Raw genomic sequence first — 16,629 nt, 5'->3', positions numbered from 1 at the left:
GCACCAACTATAATATTGGGGGAAACACCATGTGCCGGATTATGTGCGCCGCCTTTGCGGCTGCACTCGCTGCCTTTGCCATCTGCCCTTCTCATGCCCAGCAGGCGCCGCTCAGGATCGGAGTGCTCTCCGACTTCTCCTCCGTCTATTCCGACATCGGCGGCATGGGGAATGTCGAGGCGACCAAGATGGCGATCGAGGATTTCGGCGGCCAGATGTTCGGCAAGCCGATCGACATGGTCTCGGCCGACGTGCTCAACAAGCCCGACGTCGCCTCGACCATCGCGCGCAAATGGTGGGAGACCGAAGGCGTCGACATGATCATCGACCTTCCGACTTCGGCGACCGCGCTTGCGGTGATGGAGCTGTCGAAGCAATACGGGAAGATCATGATCGTGACGGACGCGGCGAGCTCCGACATCACGGGAAAATCCTGCTCGCCCTATACCGCGCACTGGACCTACGACACCTACGCCAACGCGCACACCGTCGGCAGCGCCATCGTCAAGAACGGCGGCGACACCTGGTTCTTCCTCACCGCCGACTACGTGTTCGGCCATTCGGTCGAGCGCGACACCGGCGATGTCGTCAAGGCTGCGGGCGGCAAGGTGCTGGGCAGCGTCAAGCATCCGCTCAATACGGCGGATTTCTCCTCGTTCCTGCTCCAGGCCCAGGCTTCCAAGGCCAAGATCATCGGCCTCGCCAATGGCGGCGGCGACACCATCAATGCGATCAAGCAGGCTGGCGAATTCGGCATCGTCGGGGGTAGCCAGAACCTGGCCGCGATCGTGATGTTCATCTCCGATGTGCACAGCTTAGGGCTGAAGCTCGCGCAAGGCCTGATCATCGCCGAGGCCTATTACTGGGATCTCAACGACAAGACCCGCGCCTTCGGCAAGCGGTTCCTCGAACGCGTCAAGCGCATGCCGACGATGAACCAGGCCGCCACCTACAGCGCGACGCTGCATTACCTCAAGGCGGTCCAGGCGGCCGGCACCCGCGACACCAAGACGGTGATGGCGAAGATGCGCGAACTGCCGGTGCGCGACGCCTTCACCGACAACGGCACCCTGCGCGAGGACGGCCGCATGGTGCACAGCATGTACTTGTTCCAGGTGAAGAAGCCGGAGGAATCGAAGGGGCCGTGGGATTACTACAAGCTGCTCGCCGAGGTTCCTGCCGACCAGGCGTTTCGCCCGCTTAGAGATGGCGGCTGCCCGCTGGTGAAATGAGGCGGCCCGGATCGAGCCGATCGTAATCCGTTCCGCAAGCCCTGCTCGTCCGCTTGACCCATCCGGGCGGACGAGCGGCAACGACGCCGCGCAGCCCAAAATAAAGGCAGGGACGCCCCGCGCCGCCGTCTGATCTGCATCAAGTTGCGATGCAAAATTTCGCTGCAATGTTGAGGCCGCCCTTCCCCGCGACCAGCGGGCCGGGCGTAAGTCTCTCAACAATGGGCGCCGCCGCACGGCGTTTTGAACAGATGAACTTCACTCCGGGTCGCGTCATCGCCGCGATCGTCGTCCTCGTTGCAGGCGGCGGCTATTACTACTGGCAGCACCGCGATACCAACACATTGCCGGCGGGCTTCGCCCGCGGCAACGGCCGTATCGAAGCGGTCGAGATCGACATCGCGACCAAGACGCCGGGCCGGATCCGCGAGATTTTGGTGGGCGAAGGCGACTTCGTCCGCGCAGACCAGGTTCTGGCCCGCATGGACACCGAGCAATTGCAGGCGCAGCACCGCCAGGCCGAGGCGCAGCTTCAACGCGCGGCGATCAATGTCGAGACCGCCAAGAGCCTGGTGAACCAGCGCGAGGCCGAACGCAAGGCCGCCGAGGCCGTGGTCGACCAGCGCGTTGCCCAGCTCGACACCACGAGCCGCAAGCTCGATCGCTCCGAACAATTGATCAGGACCAGCGCGGTGTCGCAGCAGGTTCTGGACGACGACCGTTCCGCCAACGCCACGGCAAAGGCGGCGCTCGCCGCGTCGCACGCTCAGGTCGCAGCATCGGAAGCGGCGATCAGCTCCGCCCGCGCCATGGTGATCGACGCCGGCGCCGCGGTCGACGCCGCGAAGGCCGCGATCGAGAGCATCAATGCCGACCTCAATGACAGCGTGCTGAAGGCGCCGCGCGACGGCCGCGTGCAGTATCGCGTGTCGCAGCCCGGCGAGGTGCTCGCCGCCGGCGGCCGTGTCCTCAACATGGTCGATCTCGGCGACGTCTACATGACGTTCTTCCTGCCGACGGCCGACGCCGGCCGCGTCGCAATCGGCGCCGAGGTCCGCCTCGTGCTCGACGCCATCCCGCAATACGTGATCCCCGCAAAAGCCACCTTCGTCGCCGACGTCGCGCAATTCACGCCCAAGACCGTCGAGACCGAGGAAGAACGCCAGAAGCTGATGTTCCGCATCAAGGCGCATATCGCGCCCGACCTGCTGCGCCAGCACATCGAGCAGGTGAAGACCGGCCTTCCCGGCATGGCCTATGTGCAGCTCGATCCGGCGGCGCAATGGCCCGGCAATCTCAACATCAAGCTGACGAGATGAGCCCGAGGGCCGCAGCCGAGCTACCTGCCGGGCGCGGCAGCGTGGTGCATCTCGACGACGTGGGCTTGAGCTACGGCAGCACCCGCGCACTGGAAGCCATCACGCTCGACCTCCCGTCCGGCGGCATGGTCGGATTGATTGGCCCCGACGGTGTCGGCAAATCCAGCCTGCTCTCGCTGATCGCCGGCGCCCGCACGATCCAGCAGGGGCAAATCCACGTGCTCGGCGGCGACATGGCGAGCGCGCGCCATCGCCGCAACGTCTGTCCCGACATCGCCTACATGCCGCAGGGGCTCGGCAAGAACCTATATCCGACGCTGTCGGTGTTCGAGAACATCGATTTCTTCGGCCGCCTGTTCGGACACGACAAGGCCGAGCGGAACAGGCGGATCGCCGGCTTGCTGCGCGACACGGGGCTGACGCCTTTCGCCGACCGGCCCGCGGCAAATCTCTCCGGCGGCATGAAGCAGAAGGTCGGCCTATGCTGCGCGCTGATCCACGATCCCGAGCTCTTGATCCTGGACGAGCCGACAACCGGCGTCGATCCGCTGTCGCGCCGCCAGTTCTGGGAATTGATCGCTTCGATCCGCGACAGCCGGCCCGGCATGAGCGTGATCGTCTCGACCGCCTACATGGAAGAGGCCGCGCAGTTCGACTTCCTGATCGCGATGAATGCCGGCCGCGTGCTGGCGACCGGAACGCCCGCCGAACTGAAGCAGCAAACCGGAGCCGATACGCTCGATGAGGCCTTCATCCGCCTTTTGCCCGATGCGGAACGTCGCAATCATGCCGATGTCGTCATCCCGCCGCGGAGCGATGGCCATGACGAGATCGCGATCGAGGCCGATCACCTGACCCGGCGGTTCAACGGCTTCGTCGCCGTCGACGACGTCAGTTTCCGCATCAGGAAGGGCGAGATCTTCGGCTTCCTCGGCTCGAACGGATGCGGCAAGACCACGACCATGAAGATGCTGACCGGCCTCCTGCCGGTGAGCGAGGGCACCGCGCGGCTGTTCGGCAACACCATCGATGCTGGCGACATGTCGGTGCGGCGGCGCATCGGCTACATGTCGCAGGGCTTTTCGCTCTATTCGGAACTCACGGTCGCGCAAAATCTCGATCTGCATGCGCGGCTGTTCGAGCTGCCGGCGCAGACCATCGCCCCGCGCATCGCCGAGATGATCGCGCGATTCGATCTCGCCGACGTCGCCGATGCCCTGCCCGATGCGTTGCCGCTCGGGCTGCGGCAGCGATTGTCGCTGGCGGTCGCGATGATCCATGCGCCCGACATCCTCATCCTCGACGAGCCGACCTCCGGCGTGGATCCGGTCGCGCGCGACCGCTTCTGGCAGATCCTCGCCGAGCTCTCGCGCAAGGACAACGTCACCATCTTCGTCTCGACCCATTTCATGAACGAAGCCGAGCGCTGCGACCGGGTCTCGCTGATGCATGCCGGCAAGGTGCTGACGTCGGACACGCCTGCCGCGATCGTGGCTGCGCGCAGCACCGCGACGCTGGAGCAGGCCTTCATCGCCTGCCTGGAAGAGGCGATCGCCGACACCCCGGACACCGACAGCCAGCCGGCAACCGGACCGGCCGTGGCGGCCGAGACGACAGCGGCGCCGCGCAAGCGTGGCATGACGTTCAGCCCGACCCGCATGCTCGCCTATTCCCGGCGCGAAGCGCTCGAGCTGCGGCGCGATCCGATCCGCGCCACGCTCGCGATTCTCGGCAGCGTGCTGCTGCTGTTCGTGCTCGGCTACGGCATCAGCATGGACGTCGAGAACCTGACCTTTGCCGTGCTCGACCGCGACGACAGCGCGATCAGCCGCGACTACAGCCTGCAGATCGCGGGCTCGCGCTATTTCACCGAGAAGTCGCCGATCATCGACTATGCCGATCTCGACCGCCGCATGCGCGCCGGCGAGATCGGCCTCGCCATCGAGCTGCCGCCGGGCTTTGGCCGCGACGTCAGCCGCGGCCGCCATGTCGAGATCGGCGCCTGGGTCGACGGCGCCAATCCGACGCGGGCCGAAACGTTGCGCTCCTACGCCCAGGCGATCCACGCCACCTGGCTCGCGCAAAAGGGCCGCGAGCTCTATGGCGAGGCGGCGATCGCCGGCGCCTTTCAGCTCCAGATGCGCTATCGCTACAATCCTAACGTCATCAGCGTCGTCGCCATGGCGCCGGGCATCATCCCGCTGCTGCTGGTCATGATTCCGGCGGTGCTCGCCGCGCTCGCTGTGGTGCGCGAGAAGGAGCTCGGCTCGATCGTCAATTTCTACGTGACGCCGGTGACGCGGCTGGAATTCCTGCTCGGCACGCAGCTGCCCTATGTCGTGCTGGCGTTCGGCAACTTCCTCCTCCTGGTCGGCTTTGCCCTCGTCGTCTTCCGGGTGCCGTTTACCGGGAGCTTTCCGACCTACGCGCTCGCCGCGCTGCTCTACGTCACGGCGACGACCGGCATGGGGCTGGTGATCTCGGCCTTCATGAACAGCCAGATCGCGGCCTTGTTCGGCACCGTTCTGGTCACGTTGATTCCGGCCATCCAGTATTCCGGGCTGATCGATCCGGTGTCCTCGCTCCAGGGACTTGGTGCCGTGATCGGGCGGCTCTATCCCACCACCTATTTCGTCACGATCTCGCGCGGCACCTTCTCCAAGGGCCTGGCGTTCGACACCCTCCACAACGATCTCCTGGCGCTCGCCATCATGGCCCCCGTCCTGGTGATTGCCGGCGCGATGCTGCTGAAGAAACAGGCCCGCTGACCATGCGCTTCGACAACGTGCTCCAGCTCGGCATCAAGGAATTGCGCGGCCTGGTGCGTGACCCCATGCTGCTCGTGCTGATCGTCTATTCCTTCACGCTGGCGGTTTATGCCGGCGCAAGGGCGCTGCCGGAAACGTTGAACCGCGCCGCGATCGCGGTCGTCGACGAAGACCATTCACCGATCTCGACCCGCATCGAGATGGCGTTCACGCCGCCCTATTTCTCCGAGCCGCGCCTGATCTCGCAATACGAGATGGACCGGAGGATGGACGCCGGCCTCGACACCTTCGCGCTGGACGTCCCGCCCGACTTCCAGCGCGACCTGCTGGCGCGCAAATCGCCCAGCATCCAGCTCAACGTCGATGCGACGCGGATCTCGCAGGCATTCAACGGCGGCGGCTATATCGAGCAGATCGTCAGCGCGGAAATCGCCGAATTCCTGGCCCGCGCGCGCGATACCCAGACCGTGCCGGTCGAGCTGGCGCTGCGGGCGCGGTTCAATCCGGAACTGAAGAAATCCTGGTTCGGCGCCATCGACCACGTGATCACCTCGATCACCATGCTCTCGATCATCCTGACCGGCGCGGCGCTGATCCGCGAGCGCGAGCACGGCACGATCGAGCACCTCCTGGTGATGCCGGTCACGCCCTGGGAGATCATGGTGAGCAAGGTCTGGTCGATGGGCGCGGTAGTGCTGGTCGCCTCAGCGCTGTCGATCGCCTTCGTGGTCAAGGGATGGCTGCAGGTGACGATCGACGGCTCGCTGGCGCTGTTCCTCGTCGGCGCTGCGCTGCAGCTGTTTGCCACCACCAGCATGGGCATCTTTCTTGCCACCGTCGCCGGATCGATGCCGCAATTTGGCATGCTGCTGATCATGATCCTGCTGCCGCTGCAGACGCTGTCGGGCAGCATGACGCCGCGGGAGAGCATGCCGCAATTCGTTCAGGACATCATGCTGGCGGCGCCCAACACGCATTTCGTGATGCTGGCACAGGCGATCCTGTTCCGCGGCGCGGGCCTGGAGGCGGTGTGGCCGCAGCTCGTCGCACTCACGGTGATCGGCGGCGTCTTCTTCGTGATCGCGCTGCGCCGGTTCCGCGCGTTTCTGGCGTGAGGCACGGGGCCGCGCTGCAAAAAGCGCGAGAACAACCCCATGCACAGTAGCTACCCGACTGATTTGACTGCGAGATTCATTTGACGAGTCGGGCAGGTCGGCACCCGCGGCGACAATATCGCGGATCTGATCGGGTGCAGGGTCAGCTCAGCTCATTGCCCCGGGCGAGCATCCCGGCCAGCATCGCCTCCGCCTTGCACTGGAGCGGCCGCGCGCCGCTTTCGGAGGCGATGGCGATCGCCGCGCGCAAGGACGCGAGGACGGCCGCCTTGTTGTCCTCGCTGGTAACAGGCGTCACGACGGCTTCGCCGAACAGGGCCTCGGCCTCGAGCCCGGAAAACCCCTGCTGTCGCGCGGTGTTGCGCGCCTCGCGCAGCATGGTCTGCGCCGCCTTCGCCTCGCCGAGACGCCAGGTCGCGAGCGCCAGGTAGATCAAGCTGCGCAGCACCGCCGAGGTGTAGCCGACCGCCTTCGCCTCCTCGCGCGCTTCCGTCAGCATGCCGCGCGCCCGCTCGAACAGCCCCTGCTCCAGATAGGCCATGCCGAGGTGACAGGCGAGCACCGGCACGAACAGCCGGATGCCGTGCTTCTGCGCCAGCACAAAGCCGTCTTCGAGAATGGCGGCTGCCGCGGCGGGATCGCCCTGGCCGAGCATCAGCCAGCCGCCGCTATAGGCGGCTGCGACGCGGTCGTAGGGCCGCCCGGTCTCCTCGGCGATCGCGGCAGCCTGTTGCTGGAGCTGCTCGGCGGCCTCAAGCTCGCCCATGACGGTGTGGGTGATGCTGCTCATCATGCAGCAGAGGAGGAGGAGGTATTTTGGAGTCGTTCCGATAGGGGCATGGGCCTCTGGGTCGAGCAATCGGGCGCGAACCGCGGCCAACAGTTTTTCGGCGCTATGGTAACGGCCGGCGACGAAATAAGCCTGCCCGAGACCATATTGCGCCAGATTGCTCCACCCCTGATTGCCCCACTCCGCCGCCAGGCGCACGACGGCCTCGCCGATGGCAACAGCCTCGCTCGGCGTTCCGTAGAAGTTCTGCGCACTCGCCCTCACCGTCATGGCCGCGACTTTACGGCCGACGTCATTGATTGCGTCGGCTCGCTGCTCGGCTTCATTTCCAAGCTCCAACGCCCGAGCAACGCAGCCAGACCACATGAAAGCCATCCGCGCCTCCATTCGGAGATCAACGGCATCCGCCTCGCGCGACCGAGTCATCGGAGTCTTATCGAGCGAGTTCATCGCGATTTCGAAGTAGTCGGCGGCGTCCGCGTAAGCCGAGCGCACCAGACATTTTCGCGCCGCGCTTCTCCCATGGCTAAACGCCTTCTGCCAATCCTTCGCTTGTGTCGCGTGATAGCACAGTCTCTCGGGAGCATCGCGCCATGCTTCGTCGTTCTCAAGTGCGGTCACAACGCGTGCATGTAAATTCTCGCGCACCTTTTCGACCATCGAATCGTAGGTCACCTGACGAACCATCTCATGCCGAAACTCGAGAGCGTCCTCCAGCTCGCTATCGATCCTGACCAGCAGTTCAGCGCGATCGAGAGTAGAAAGGCGATTCTGCAACGCGTCTTCAGGCAGCCCGGCGACCTTCCGCAGCATCACTTCGCTCGACCGCGGACCTAGCGTTGCGGCAATCTGGAGAATGGAACGCTCTTGCTTCGACACGCGATCAAGCCGCGCCGCGATCACGCCTTGGATGCTAGCGGGGATACCGAGTTCATCAATGGGGCGCACGAGAGCCAGGTCACCCCACTGACCGCGAAGCGTTCCACTATCCTTCAGCCCACGGCAAACCTCCTCGATGAAAAGGGGAACGTTGGACGTATGAGAAATGATCCGATGCTTGAGATCGGCATTCGTCTCGGAAGGACCGAGCATGTCCGCCAGCATGGCCAATCCCGAATCGTCGTCGAGGGGCCGCATCGCAACGACTTCCGCGTGACAACTGGCGATCCAGACCGGCATGCCATCCGGCCGCGTGGTGAGAAGCACCAAAAGACCTGGCGTTCGTAACGAAGCGATCATGGCCACGACCATGTCGCTCGCTCGATCGATCCAGTGCAAGTCCTCGATCAGAAGCACTGTGCGCTGGCGATGGGCCATACCTTCGACGATTGCGCAGCTCGCATCGGAAATCGCGCGTCTGCGGGCATCGGGCTCCAGGTCGTTCCACTGCGGATCGGATATGGGAAAATCGAGCACCGCATCGAGTGCGCACTGCTGAATCGCGGGTAAGTCCTTACGAGGATCGGCAGGATCATCGGGATCCTTTGCAACCGCCTCCAGGATCGGAAGCAACACGCGCTTGAGCGTGCTGAACGGCGCTCCTTGAAGGTTGGGGCTGCACTCGGCGGCGACCAGGCTCCAGCCGTCGGCCCGCAGGCCCTGCCCGAATTCATGCGCCAGCCGCGACTTCCCGATACCGGCATCGCCCAACAGCAGAACCGTCTGGCGGATCTCGCTCGTTCCTTCGGCAGCGCGCGCCAGCAGGGTGCGCTCCGTGGTGCGGTCGACGAACCGGGAGATGCTCCGCGCCCGTCGAACACGCCAGCTCGACAGGTCACTCGCGCCCATAATCCTGTAGACCGGCAGGGGCTCATTGAAGCCGCGCAGCACCTTGGGGCCCAGAAACTCAAAGCGGACATGTCCATCCGCAAGGCTCTGGCAGGCTTCGGACACGTAAATCTGGTTCGCCTCTGCCGCCGCCTCCAGCCGTGCGGCCAAGTGCTGCGCGGGACCGCCTATCTCGTAGACCTTGGAGAACTCACTGGCGACCATGTAGGCGACGACATGGCCGGAATGGAGTCCAACGCGCACCTTAAGTCCGGGATCGCCCAGGCTCGCGACGCGCCGGACGAGTTCGATCGCGGCATGGCAAGCCAGCGGCGCATGGTTATCGTCTGCGATTGGGGCACCAAACACCGCGGCTAGCCCGTCGCCAAGCTCCTTGCTGACGATGCCGCCGAACTGCCGTACCGCGCCCCTCATAGCCGCCAAGGCCGGCTCCAGGCGCGAGACGGCCTCTTCGGGTCCCAACTCGGCAACGAGACCGGTCGAATCGATGACGTCGGCGCGGAGGATCGTCACAAATCTCCGCTCATTATCGGGATCAACGCGCTGCCCGAGCGGTGCCCCGCATTTGCGACACCAGCTATCGCTCGGATCGATCGTCGACTGGCACGCCTGGCAAATCATTCCTGCGTTCTCACCGGGCGCGGAGATGGCGCGCTCAATTGAGCGTAAGAATACTCATCGGGATATCCCTGGCAATCAGTCTCGTACAGAACACAACTTACTGGGGTAGCTCTCTGGACGTAACGCAGTCGCGAGTGATAGCGTCCAGAAATAGGCAGTAAGCGGCCGATAAACTCAAATACTTGGGCCGCGAGGCCAGCAATTTCTTACCAAGGAAAAGGCGATGAGCGGACTGGTATATAGCGGCAAGGCATTTCGAGACTTGATGAACTCCAATTACTATCCCCTGGCGAACATGAAAAAGAGCGTGGCGAAGCTCAAGGCATCCGACGACATCGACCTGCCGACATTGGAATACGGCCAGTATCACCTGATCCTGAACCCGCCCTCGAAGTGGCCGCAGGGAAGCGCCAAGTACTGGCACAAGGAGAAGGGCCGGGCCCGCGTCGACCTCAGCACCCAGCCGAACACGGTCCCGCTGTCCAGAGACGAGCCCGGCGTCATCCCGCTGACCCGATGCGATCTGCTCGATGCCTGCGTCCGGAAGTGCTTCAACTCCGAGCCGCCGATCCCGATGAAGACGAAGATCATCGCCCACGCGGCCAGTGATACTTTCGCCCACCGCCACGAGATCCGGCTGGAGTGGGAATACAAGAAGGGATCGGACAAGCCGACGCTGCTGAACCTGACGATGGTCTGCCCGCACCGCAGCTGATCTTCAGCCGCATTCAGCCGATCCGGAATCGCGTCATGCCTCTCGCGCGCCGCAAGGCACGTTGGAGGCTTTTGCTGTGAGTCGTCCACCGCGAGACCGCCGCTGTCGCCTCTGCGTCTGCCAAAATGCTGTCCCGCAGCCGCAACGTGTCCCCTCCTGTCTGTTGTCGTGGGACTATTGTACGACGATGACGTCCGGATTTCTTTTTCCGAATGGGACGCTACGCAATCTTGCCGTGACAGACTTCTTCTGAAATAGTGCTCGCTTTAGTTGTATCTGCCGTTCTGATACTTTCATGCTGAAACCACCGCGGCCTGACGATCAGCCGCGGACACGCACGACCAACGCGAAGAGCAGCGTTTTTCAGTAGCTGCGTCGCCGTACGTGCTCTGCCGAAAAATTGCGCCGTTCAATTCGTAGTCCCCAGATCCGTATTCAATTTCATTCAGAGGAAATACTTTCATGGCTCTCTTTGGCATCGATACTTCAGGTGTCGCCACCCCGGCTTTGAGCGTGCAGGCGGCTCCCCTCATCGGCGGCCCGCCGAAGTTCTGGGGGAGATATTTCAACGGCACCTCGTCAAACACCTATCAATACGAGACGTCCGAGAACGCGGTTCTTCACCAGCTTGGAATTCCCGTGCTTTGTCTGGCGCGGCAGATGAAGTTCGTGGGCGATCCCGCCCATGCCGCAGCGCATGCCCGCAGAAACATGCAGGGCGTGGTCGACGCGTTCGGTGCGCAATACCTCGTAAGCAGCAACCTCTCGCCGATCCTGTATCTCGATCTGGAGCCGGAGAGCAAAAACGCGGCCTACATCCTGGATCAGCAATATTACGCGATCTGGTCAGCCACCATCGTGGCAGGCTTGCAGACCCCGCAAGGCCCTATTCGCTTTCGTCCAGCGGTCTATCTCAATCAGGGCGATAGCCGGACGTCGTGGCTCAGGATCAACGACGCGTGTGCGGCCGGCGCCGCCTGCGTCGGCGTGTTTCCCGCGCGCTATATCCGCCAAAATCCGGACGACAAGGCGTCGCCGCCGCCGCCCTCCAGCGCACTCACGTGGAATGACCACGATCGCATGCCCAGTCCCAATCCGATCACGCACGGTCATGCCAACGCGAACATCCCCGTCATCGCCTGGCAGTACTACGGCGACTATCCCAAGCATTGGCCGCCGGGCCACCATGACCCGGTCCACGATGAGCCGATCGGAGGCGACATCGACTTCGATATGGTGAACCCCGCGCATGAGAACCTCGTGCTGTCCGGCCTCGTGCCGCCGCCGGCAGCTGCGCCATGAGGGCGTCGGCTCTCGGCCGAACTGTATGTGGATGGCCCATCGCGTCGGTTCGCTGCGGCGCGGCGATCCGGCTTGAATCGCGGGCAATGTCGACATGCTAAAGCGCGATGAGGTTAGGAGGAATCGTCATCGCGCTTTAGTTATTGTTTGAGCATGATCTCTTCGGAAAACCGCTGCGCACTTTTCCGGATCATGCTTTAGGAAATCGATCAACCGACGCGAATGACCGAAGCCGGCCTTGGCGCGAACGCGCGAAACCGGACATGATCGCCGTCATGACTGACAATTGTGGACAGTAGCCGTGCCCGAGACGGCCCACTGCCTAAAGATCTGGCGCGTCTCGTCGTTCATGGGGAAGAAGGACTCGATGCGCATCTCCTGCAGAGTGGCGTCTTGCGGCATGCCGAGCATCGTCAGGGTCGTGAACAATTCGAGCGAGATCCGGCCTTTCGCGAACCGCATCGGCAGAATGGGCGCAGCTACGGTCTCGGCGGACGGCGTTGCGAAACTTTCCTGCACGCCGGGTAGCTCAGCAAACGGTCGCGCAGGGCCGCCGTCTCCTTGGTTGCGTCGGCAGCGGCGTCCGCCTCGACGCTTCGCACAAAGTAAGCGACGACCTCCTGCCAATTCGTCAGGTAACGCCGCAGCACGTCGGGCGCGACCAGTGCGTCGGCGAGATTGACTGCGACGCCCGGGGTGAGCGGACCGACCAGAAAATCCACCATCGCGACAGCGCCCCTGTTGGCTTGAAGTAGATTCCAGCGGCGATCCACAACAACGGCAGGGTACGGCTCCTGCTGCTCCAACATAAAATCGAGCGCCTGCCGGATCGGAGCGAGCGTCTCGGCATCAAAGGGAGTGTCCGACCAGATCGGCGCAAAGCCTGCAGCCAGAAGCAGGTCGTTCGATTGCCGAAACGAGAGGCCGAGCGCCACCGACAGGTGTCGCATCATCTCGCGGCTGGGCTGCGTCCGCCCCAGTTCAAGGAAGCTGACGTGGCGCTGAGAGCAATTCGCCGCCGAGGCAAGCTGCAGCTGCGACAAGCCGCGCCATTTCCGAAGACTGGCGAGCCGCGCGGGGAAGCTCGATTTCTTGTCCATGACTACCCGGCATGTAGTTGATTGCAATCACATGTGCCGCGATAGTGACTCGCGGGAATCGTCACGACAAGTGTCACCGGCGAGAGGATCGAACATTGAAAGCCGCGTTCGCCGGATCGTTCGCCCAGCGCTTGATCGATCCCGTTCGCAAGCGGCTGACGATTACCTGCGAGATCGTCTCAGGCGACGAGGCCAGCATCCTCGATCAACTCGGCGACGCTGACGTTCTCGTTTCAATGGCCTTCACAAAGGAAATGGCAGCAGCCGGCAACAGGCTGCGCCTCGTGCAGGTACCGGGAGCCGGCCTGGACCGTATCGACCGGCACCAGCTGCGCCCGGGCTTGGCGCTTGCCAATGCGTACGGCCACGAGGCAGGTATCGCCGAATATGTGATCGGCGCAATGATCGCGCTCACGCGCTCTTTCCAGCGCCTCGATGAGAAGCTCAGGGCAGGAGAATGGGAAAGCCAGTGGTCGGTCGCCACCCGCGCGCCCCCGCTATGGCCGGAACTGGCGGGAAAGACTCTCGGCATCTTGGGGTTTGGGCATATCGGCGAGTCGCTGGCGCAACGCGCCCATGCCTTCGACATGAAGGTCTGCGCGGTCCGGCGGCGCGCCCAACCGGGTTCGCCGCACGGACTGATATTTGTCGGCGGACCGGAGCGGCTCGACGAACTGCTCACTGTGTCGGATTACCTTGCCATCACCCTGTCGCTTTCGGCCGAAACTCGCGGCCTGATCGACTGCCGTCGGCTCGGTCTCATGAAGCCGTCGGCTTATCTGATCAATGTGGCGCGCGCGGAGATCGTCGATGAGCATGCCCTCTACGATGTGCTTGCGAGCAAGCGTCTCGCCGGTGCCGCGCTCGATGTCTGGTATCGCTACCCGACCAGCGCCGGCAGTACAGCGCCCGCGACCGCGCCGTTCCATGAGTTGCGCAATGTGATCATGACGCCGCATGTGTCCGGGTGGACGGAGGGCATGCTCGAGACGCGCGCCGGCGTGATCGCCGAAAATGTCGCGCGGACGGCGCGCGGCGAGAAGCCGCTCAACGCGATTGCGTCTGCTGATTGATCACCCTGATGGAGCAAACTTCAAAGCACTGGTCAGAGCGGCTGCCGTTCTATTATGGCTGGCTCATCGTGGCCATCGCATTCGTGACGATGGCCATCGGCGTGACGGGGCGCACGGCCTTTTCCCTGCTAATGCCGCCATTGATCGAAGAGTTCAGATGGGACCGCGGCCTTGCGGCAGGCGCCTTCTCTTTCGGCTTCCTTTTCTCGGCGGTCGTGAGCCCGTTCGTCGGGCGGGTAGTGGACGCCCGCGGCCCCCGGATCGTCATCTGGAGCGGCGTCGCCCTCATGTCGGCCGGCCTGCTGCTGGCACCTTATGTAAGAAGCCCATGGCAGCTTTATGCCACGCTCGGCGTCGCGGTCAGCGGCGGCGCCAACCTGATGACATACACCGTCCACTCGCAGTTCCTGCCGCATTGGTTCGTGCGCCGGCGCGCGCTCGCCATCAGCATCGCGTTCGCAGGCGCCGGCGTCGGGGCTGTTCTCCTGTTGCCCTGGCTGCAAACCATCATTCTCACCGAAGGCTGGCGTGCATCCTGTGTCGCGATGGGATGGCTCGTACTGTTCGGAATTGCGCCGCTCACGTTCTTCGTGAAGAAAAGCCCGGCTGACGTGGGGCAGAACCCGGATGGCGAGCGCGCCTCGCCGGACACGACGGCCAAAAGGCATGCGGCAGCGATCATCGATCCGGCCTGGGCGGCAACCGAATGGACACTTCGCCGGGCCGTACGCACCACCAGGTTCTGGTGGATCGCAGTCGGCTATTTCTTGGCTCTGATTGCATGGTACGCCGTGCAGGTGCATCAGACAAAATATCTCGTCGAGATCGGCTTCTCGCCGCTGGTCGCGGCTTGGGCGCTTGGCGCGGTCAGCATCGTCGCCATTCCCGGCCAGATTCTGCTCGGAGCGTTGTCGGACCGTATCGGTCGCGAGTGGATATGGACGGCGGGCTGTCTCGGTTTTGCAATGTCATACGCGACGCTGCTTGGCCTGGAATATTCGCAGTCAAGAGGACTGCTCTATTGCATGGTGTTTACGCAAGGATTTTTCGGGTATGCGCTGACCTCGGTCATGGGACCAATAGTGGCGGAGATCTTCGAGGGGCCGCATTACGGTTCGATCTTCGGCACCATCACCATCGGACTGATCGGCGGCGGTGCCGCGGGACCTTGGCTCGCGGGCGCAATTCATGATGCGACCGGTAGCTACCGACCGGCTTTTCTTCTCATCATCGGCTTTTGCCTGATGTCCGCCATAGCGATCTGGATTGCGGGGCCACGCACAATTCGGCCCGTTCTCGGGCGGATACCGAAGCGCTGATGCAGCTCGACGTGTCCGCTTCGGCTCGTGCTGCCGCCGGCAGCGGCGCCATGAGGGTGTCGGGTCTCGGCCAAACTGTATGTGGACACTGAGAGTTCATCGCGGCAAACGCCCGCCGTGTGGGTCTCAAAAGCAAGAATTGCCCGCGTCACGCGGGCCATTTTCGTCTCGGATCCGGCAAAATCCGAATTTGCTTGCGGGGAGGCGCAACCACCGATACCGACATTCGCTGATCGTTCCGATCTAGCCGGGTTAGGTACGCCGGCGCCGCTGCGCGCGATGTGCAAGCGTGACGCAGGCGGACATAGCCGCCGGACCTTGTCCGAGGCAACGGTAGCTACGCCGTTGGGGCGAAGAACATGATCCGGAGCAGATGGGTGTAGCCGGATTCGAACACCATGATCGCCACAAATACCAACACCAGCACCGGCGGAAGCAGGATCGCGTAGGCCAGAGCCAGCCGCTCCCATGCCATATGCATGAAGACAGCGACGATCAGACCGGCTTTGAGCACCATGAACAGCAGGATCAGCGACCAACGGAGATGGCCATGGATGCCCAAGTAATCGACAAGATAGGAGCAGGTGCTGAGCACGAACAACCATCCCCAGACCACGAGGTAAAGCTTGATCGGATGCTGCTGGCCTGCCGCGTGTGTCGCCCCCGATGCGACGGCCTCGTGTGCATAAGTGTGTAGCGCATGCTGTGCTGCCTGCCCTTCCACATGTACCGCTGCGTTTGTCATGCGCCACCTCACCAGAGATAGAAGAAAGCAAAAATGAACACCCACACCAGATCAACGAAGTGCCAGTACAGGCCGGTGATCTCGACGATCTCGTAATAGCCCTTGCGGCTCGTGAAGAAGCCGCGTCGTTCGCGATCGAAATCCCCTCGCAAGACCTTCCGCGCAATCGCGATCAGGAAGATCACGCCGATCGTCACGTGGGTGCCGTGGAAACCGGTGATCATGAAAAAGCATGCGCCAAACTGCGGCGCACCCCAGGGGTTACCCCAAGGCCGCACGCCCTCCATGATCAGCTTGGTCCATTCGAAGGCCTGCATTCCGACGAAGGTTGCGCCGAATGCCGCGGTGGCCAGCATCAGGGCTGCCGTTCGGACGCGGTCGCGGCGATAGCCGAAATTGACGGCCATCGCCATCGTCCCGCTGCTGCTGATCAGGACGAAGGTCATGATGGCGATCAGGATGAGCGGGATGTGCTTGCCGCCGAGATTGAGCGCAAAGACTTCGCTCGGATTGGGCCACGGCACGGTCGTCGAGCTTCGCGCCGTCATGTACGACAGCAGGAAACAGCTGAAGATGAAAGTGTCGCTCAGGAGGAAGATCCACATCATGGCCTTCCCCCAGGACACGTTCTTGAACGCGCGCTGGTCTGAGGCCCAGTCGGCTGCGATGCCGCGCAATCCGGGGATCGTCCCGGGCGCGGCCTCTGGATGCGTCAATGCCGTCTCTGCCATCGGTCCTGCCC

The 16,629-nt window shown here is 63.3% G+C and carries 12 protein-coding genes; 8 read left to right on the top strand and 4 right to left on the bottom strand.

From position 1 onward, the window contains the following. The first annotated feature begins 41 nt into the window (after window positions 1-41). From XH84_RS08480 to XH84_RS08465, 4 genes are all read left to right on the top strand, one after another. Entirely contained in the window at window positions 42-1,232 is a 1,191-nt protein-coding gene (locus XH84_RS08480) for an ABC transporter substrate-binding protein (RefSeq protein ID WP_430641882.1), read from the top strand. A gap of 251 nt (window positions 1,233-1,483) precedes the next feature. Beyond that, window positions 1,484-2,551 carry an HlyD family secretion protein gene (locus tag XH84_RS08475; RefSeq protein ID WP_128922257.1) on the top strand — a complete coding sequence of 356 codons (1,068 nt, stop codon included), beginning with the start codon at window positions 1,484-1,486 and terminating at the stop codon, window positions 2,549-2,551. Beyond that, the gene (gene rbbA, locus XH84_RS08470) at window positions 2,548-5,319 is read left to right on the top strand and encodes a ribosome-associated ATPase/putative transporter RbbA (protein WP_164936612.1); all 2,772 of its coding nucleotides are present in this window, start codon (window positions 2,548-2,550) and stop codon (window positions 5,317-5,319) included. Before XH84_RS08475 ends, rbbA begins: the two co-directional genes overlap by 4 nt. Before the next feature lie 2 nt (window positions 5,320-5,321). After that, the gene (locus XH84_RS08465) at window positions 5,322-6,434 is read left to right on the top strand and encodes an ABC transporter permease (protein WP_128922259.1); all 1,113 of its coding nucleotides are present in this window, start codon (window positions 5,322-5,324) and stop codon (window positions 6,432-6,434) included. A gap of 142 nt (window positions 6,435-6,576) precedes the next feature. Here the strand turns inward: XH84_RS08465 and XH84_RS08460 are convergent, their stop codons facing one another. Then, entirely contained in the window at window positions 6,577-9,633 is a 3,057-nt protein-coding gene (locus XH84_RS08460; RefSeq protein ID WP_128922260.1) for an ATP-binding protein, read from the bottom strand. A gap of 223 nt (window positions 9,634-9,856) precedes the next feature. Here XH84_RS08460 and XH84_RS08455 point away from each other — a divergent pair, with 223 nt between their 5' ends. After that, window positions 9,857-10,348: a hypothetical protein gene (locus XH84_RS08455; protein ID WP_128922261.1), complete on the top strand. Its 492-nt coding sequence runs from the start codon at window positions 9,857-9,859 to the stop codon at window positions 10,346-10,348. A 462-nt stretch (window positions 10,349-10,810) separates the two neighbouring features. Then, the gene (locus XH84_RS08450) at window positions 10,811-11,650 is read left to right on the top strand and encodes a hypothetical protein (RefSeq protein WP_128922262.1); all 840 of its coding nucleotides are present in this window, start codon (window positions 10,811-10,813) and stop codon (window positions 11,648-11,650) included. Between the two features lie 479 nt (window positions 11,651-12,129). Here the strand turns inward: XH84_RS08450 and XH84_RS08445 are convergent, their stop codons facing one another. Beyond that, window positions 12,130-12,750, bottom strand: a complete 621-nt coding sequence (locus XH84_RS08445) for a helix-turn-helix domain-containing protein (RefSeq protein ID WP_128922264.1) — start codon at window positions 12,748-12,750, stop codon at window positions 12,130-12,132. Window positions 12,751-12,845: 95 nt separating this feature from the next. Here XH84_RS08445 and XH84_RS08440 point away from each other — a divergent pair, with 95 nt between their 5' ends. Then, complete coding sequence (locus tag XH84_RS08440) at window positions 12,846-13,823, top strand: 2-hydroxyacid dehydrogenase (protein ID WP_164936614.1); 978 nt, start codon at window positions 12,846-12,848, stop codon at window positions 13,821-13,823. Further along, window positions 13,820-15,142 carry an MFS transporter gene (locus tag XH84_RS08435; RefSeq protein WP_347338783.1) on the top strand — a complete coding sequence of 441 codons (1,323 nt, stop codon included), beginning with the start codon at window positions 13,820-13,822 and terminating at the stop codon, window positions 15,140-15,142. Before XH84_RS08440 ends, XH84_RS08435 begins: the two co-directional genes overlap by 4 nt. Before the next feature lie 337 nt (window positions 15,143-15,479). Here XH84_RS08435 and XH84_RS08430 read toward each other — a convergent pair whose 3' ends face one another. Continuing rightward, on the bottom strand, window positions 15,480-15,887 hold the full coding sequence (locus XH84_RS08430; RefSeq protein WP_164936615.1) for a cytochrome C oxidase subunit IV family protein: 408 nt from the start codon (window positions 15,885-15,887) through the stop codon (window positions 15,480-15,482). 8 nt (window positions 15,888-15,895) lie between these two features. Beyond that, window positions 15,896-16,618: a heme-copper oxidase subunit III family protein gene (locus XH84_RS08425; protein ID WP_128922266.1), complete on the bottom strand. Its 723-nt coding sequence runs from the start codon at window positions 16,616-16,618 to the stop codon at window positions 15,896-15,898. Window positions 16,619-16,629 lie beyond the last annotated feature (11 nt).

The organism is Bradyrhizobium nanningense (assembly GCF_004114535.1).
GTDB lineage: Bacteria > Pseudomonadota > Alphaproteobacteria > Rhizobiales > Xanthobacteraceae > Bradyrhizobium > Bradyrhizobium nanningense.
The sequence above is the reverse complement of the archived record's forward strand: the minus strand, read 5'-3'. Positions and strand labels throughout refer to the sequence as shown.

Coding starts and splice junctions, on each gene's coding strand:
- XH84_RS08480 (WP_430641882.1), top strand. CDS start 42: ATGTGCGCCGCCTTTGCGGCTGCACTCGCTGCCTTTGCCATCTGCCCT.
- XH84_RS08475 (WP_128922257.1), top strand. CDS start 1,484: ATGAACTTCACTCCGGGTCGCGTCATCGCCGCGATCGTCGTCCTCGTT.
- rbbA (WP_164936612.1), top strand. CDS start 2,548: ATGAGCCCGAGGGCCGCAGCCGAGCTACCTGCCGGGCGCGGCAGCGTG.
- XH84_RS08465 (WP_128922259.1), top strand. CDS start 5,322: ATGCGCTTCGACAACGTGCTCCAGCTCGGCATCAAGGAATTGCGCGGC.
- XH84_RS08460 (WP_128922260.1), bottom strand. CDS start 9,633: ATGATTTGCCAGGCGTGCCAGTCGACGATCGATCCGAGCGATAGCTGG.
- XH84_RS08455 (WP_128922261.1), top strand. CDS start 9,857: ATGAGCGGACTGGTATATAGCGGCAAGGCATTTCGAGACTTGATGAAC.
- XH84_RS08450 (WP_128922262.1), top strand. CDS start 10,811: ATGGCTCTCTTTGGCATCGATACTTCAGGTGTCGCCACCCCGGCTTTG.
- XH84_RS08445 (WP_128922264.1), bottom strand. CDS start 12,750: ATGGACAAGAAATCGAGCTTCCCCGCGCGGCTCGCCAGTCTTCGGAAA.
- XH84_RS08430 (WP_164936615.1), bottom strand. CDS start 15,887: ATGACAAACGCAGCGGTACATGTGGAAGGGCAGGCAGCACAGCATGCG.
- XH84_RS08425 (WP_128922266.1), bottom strand. CDS start 16,618: ATGGCAGAGACGGCATTGACGCATCCAGAGGCCGCGCCCGGGACGATC.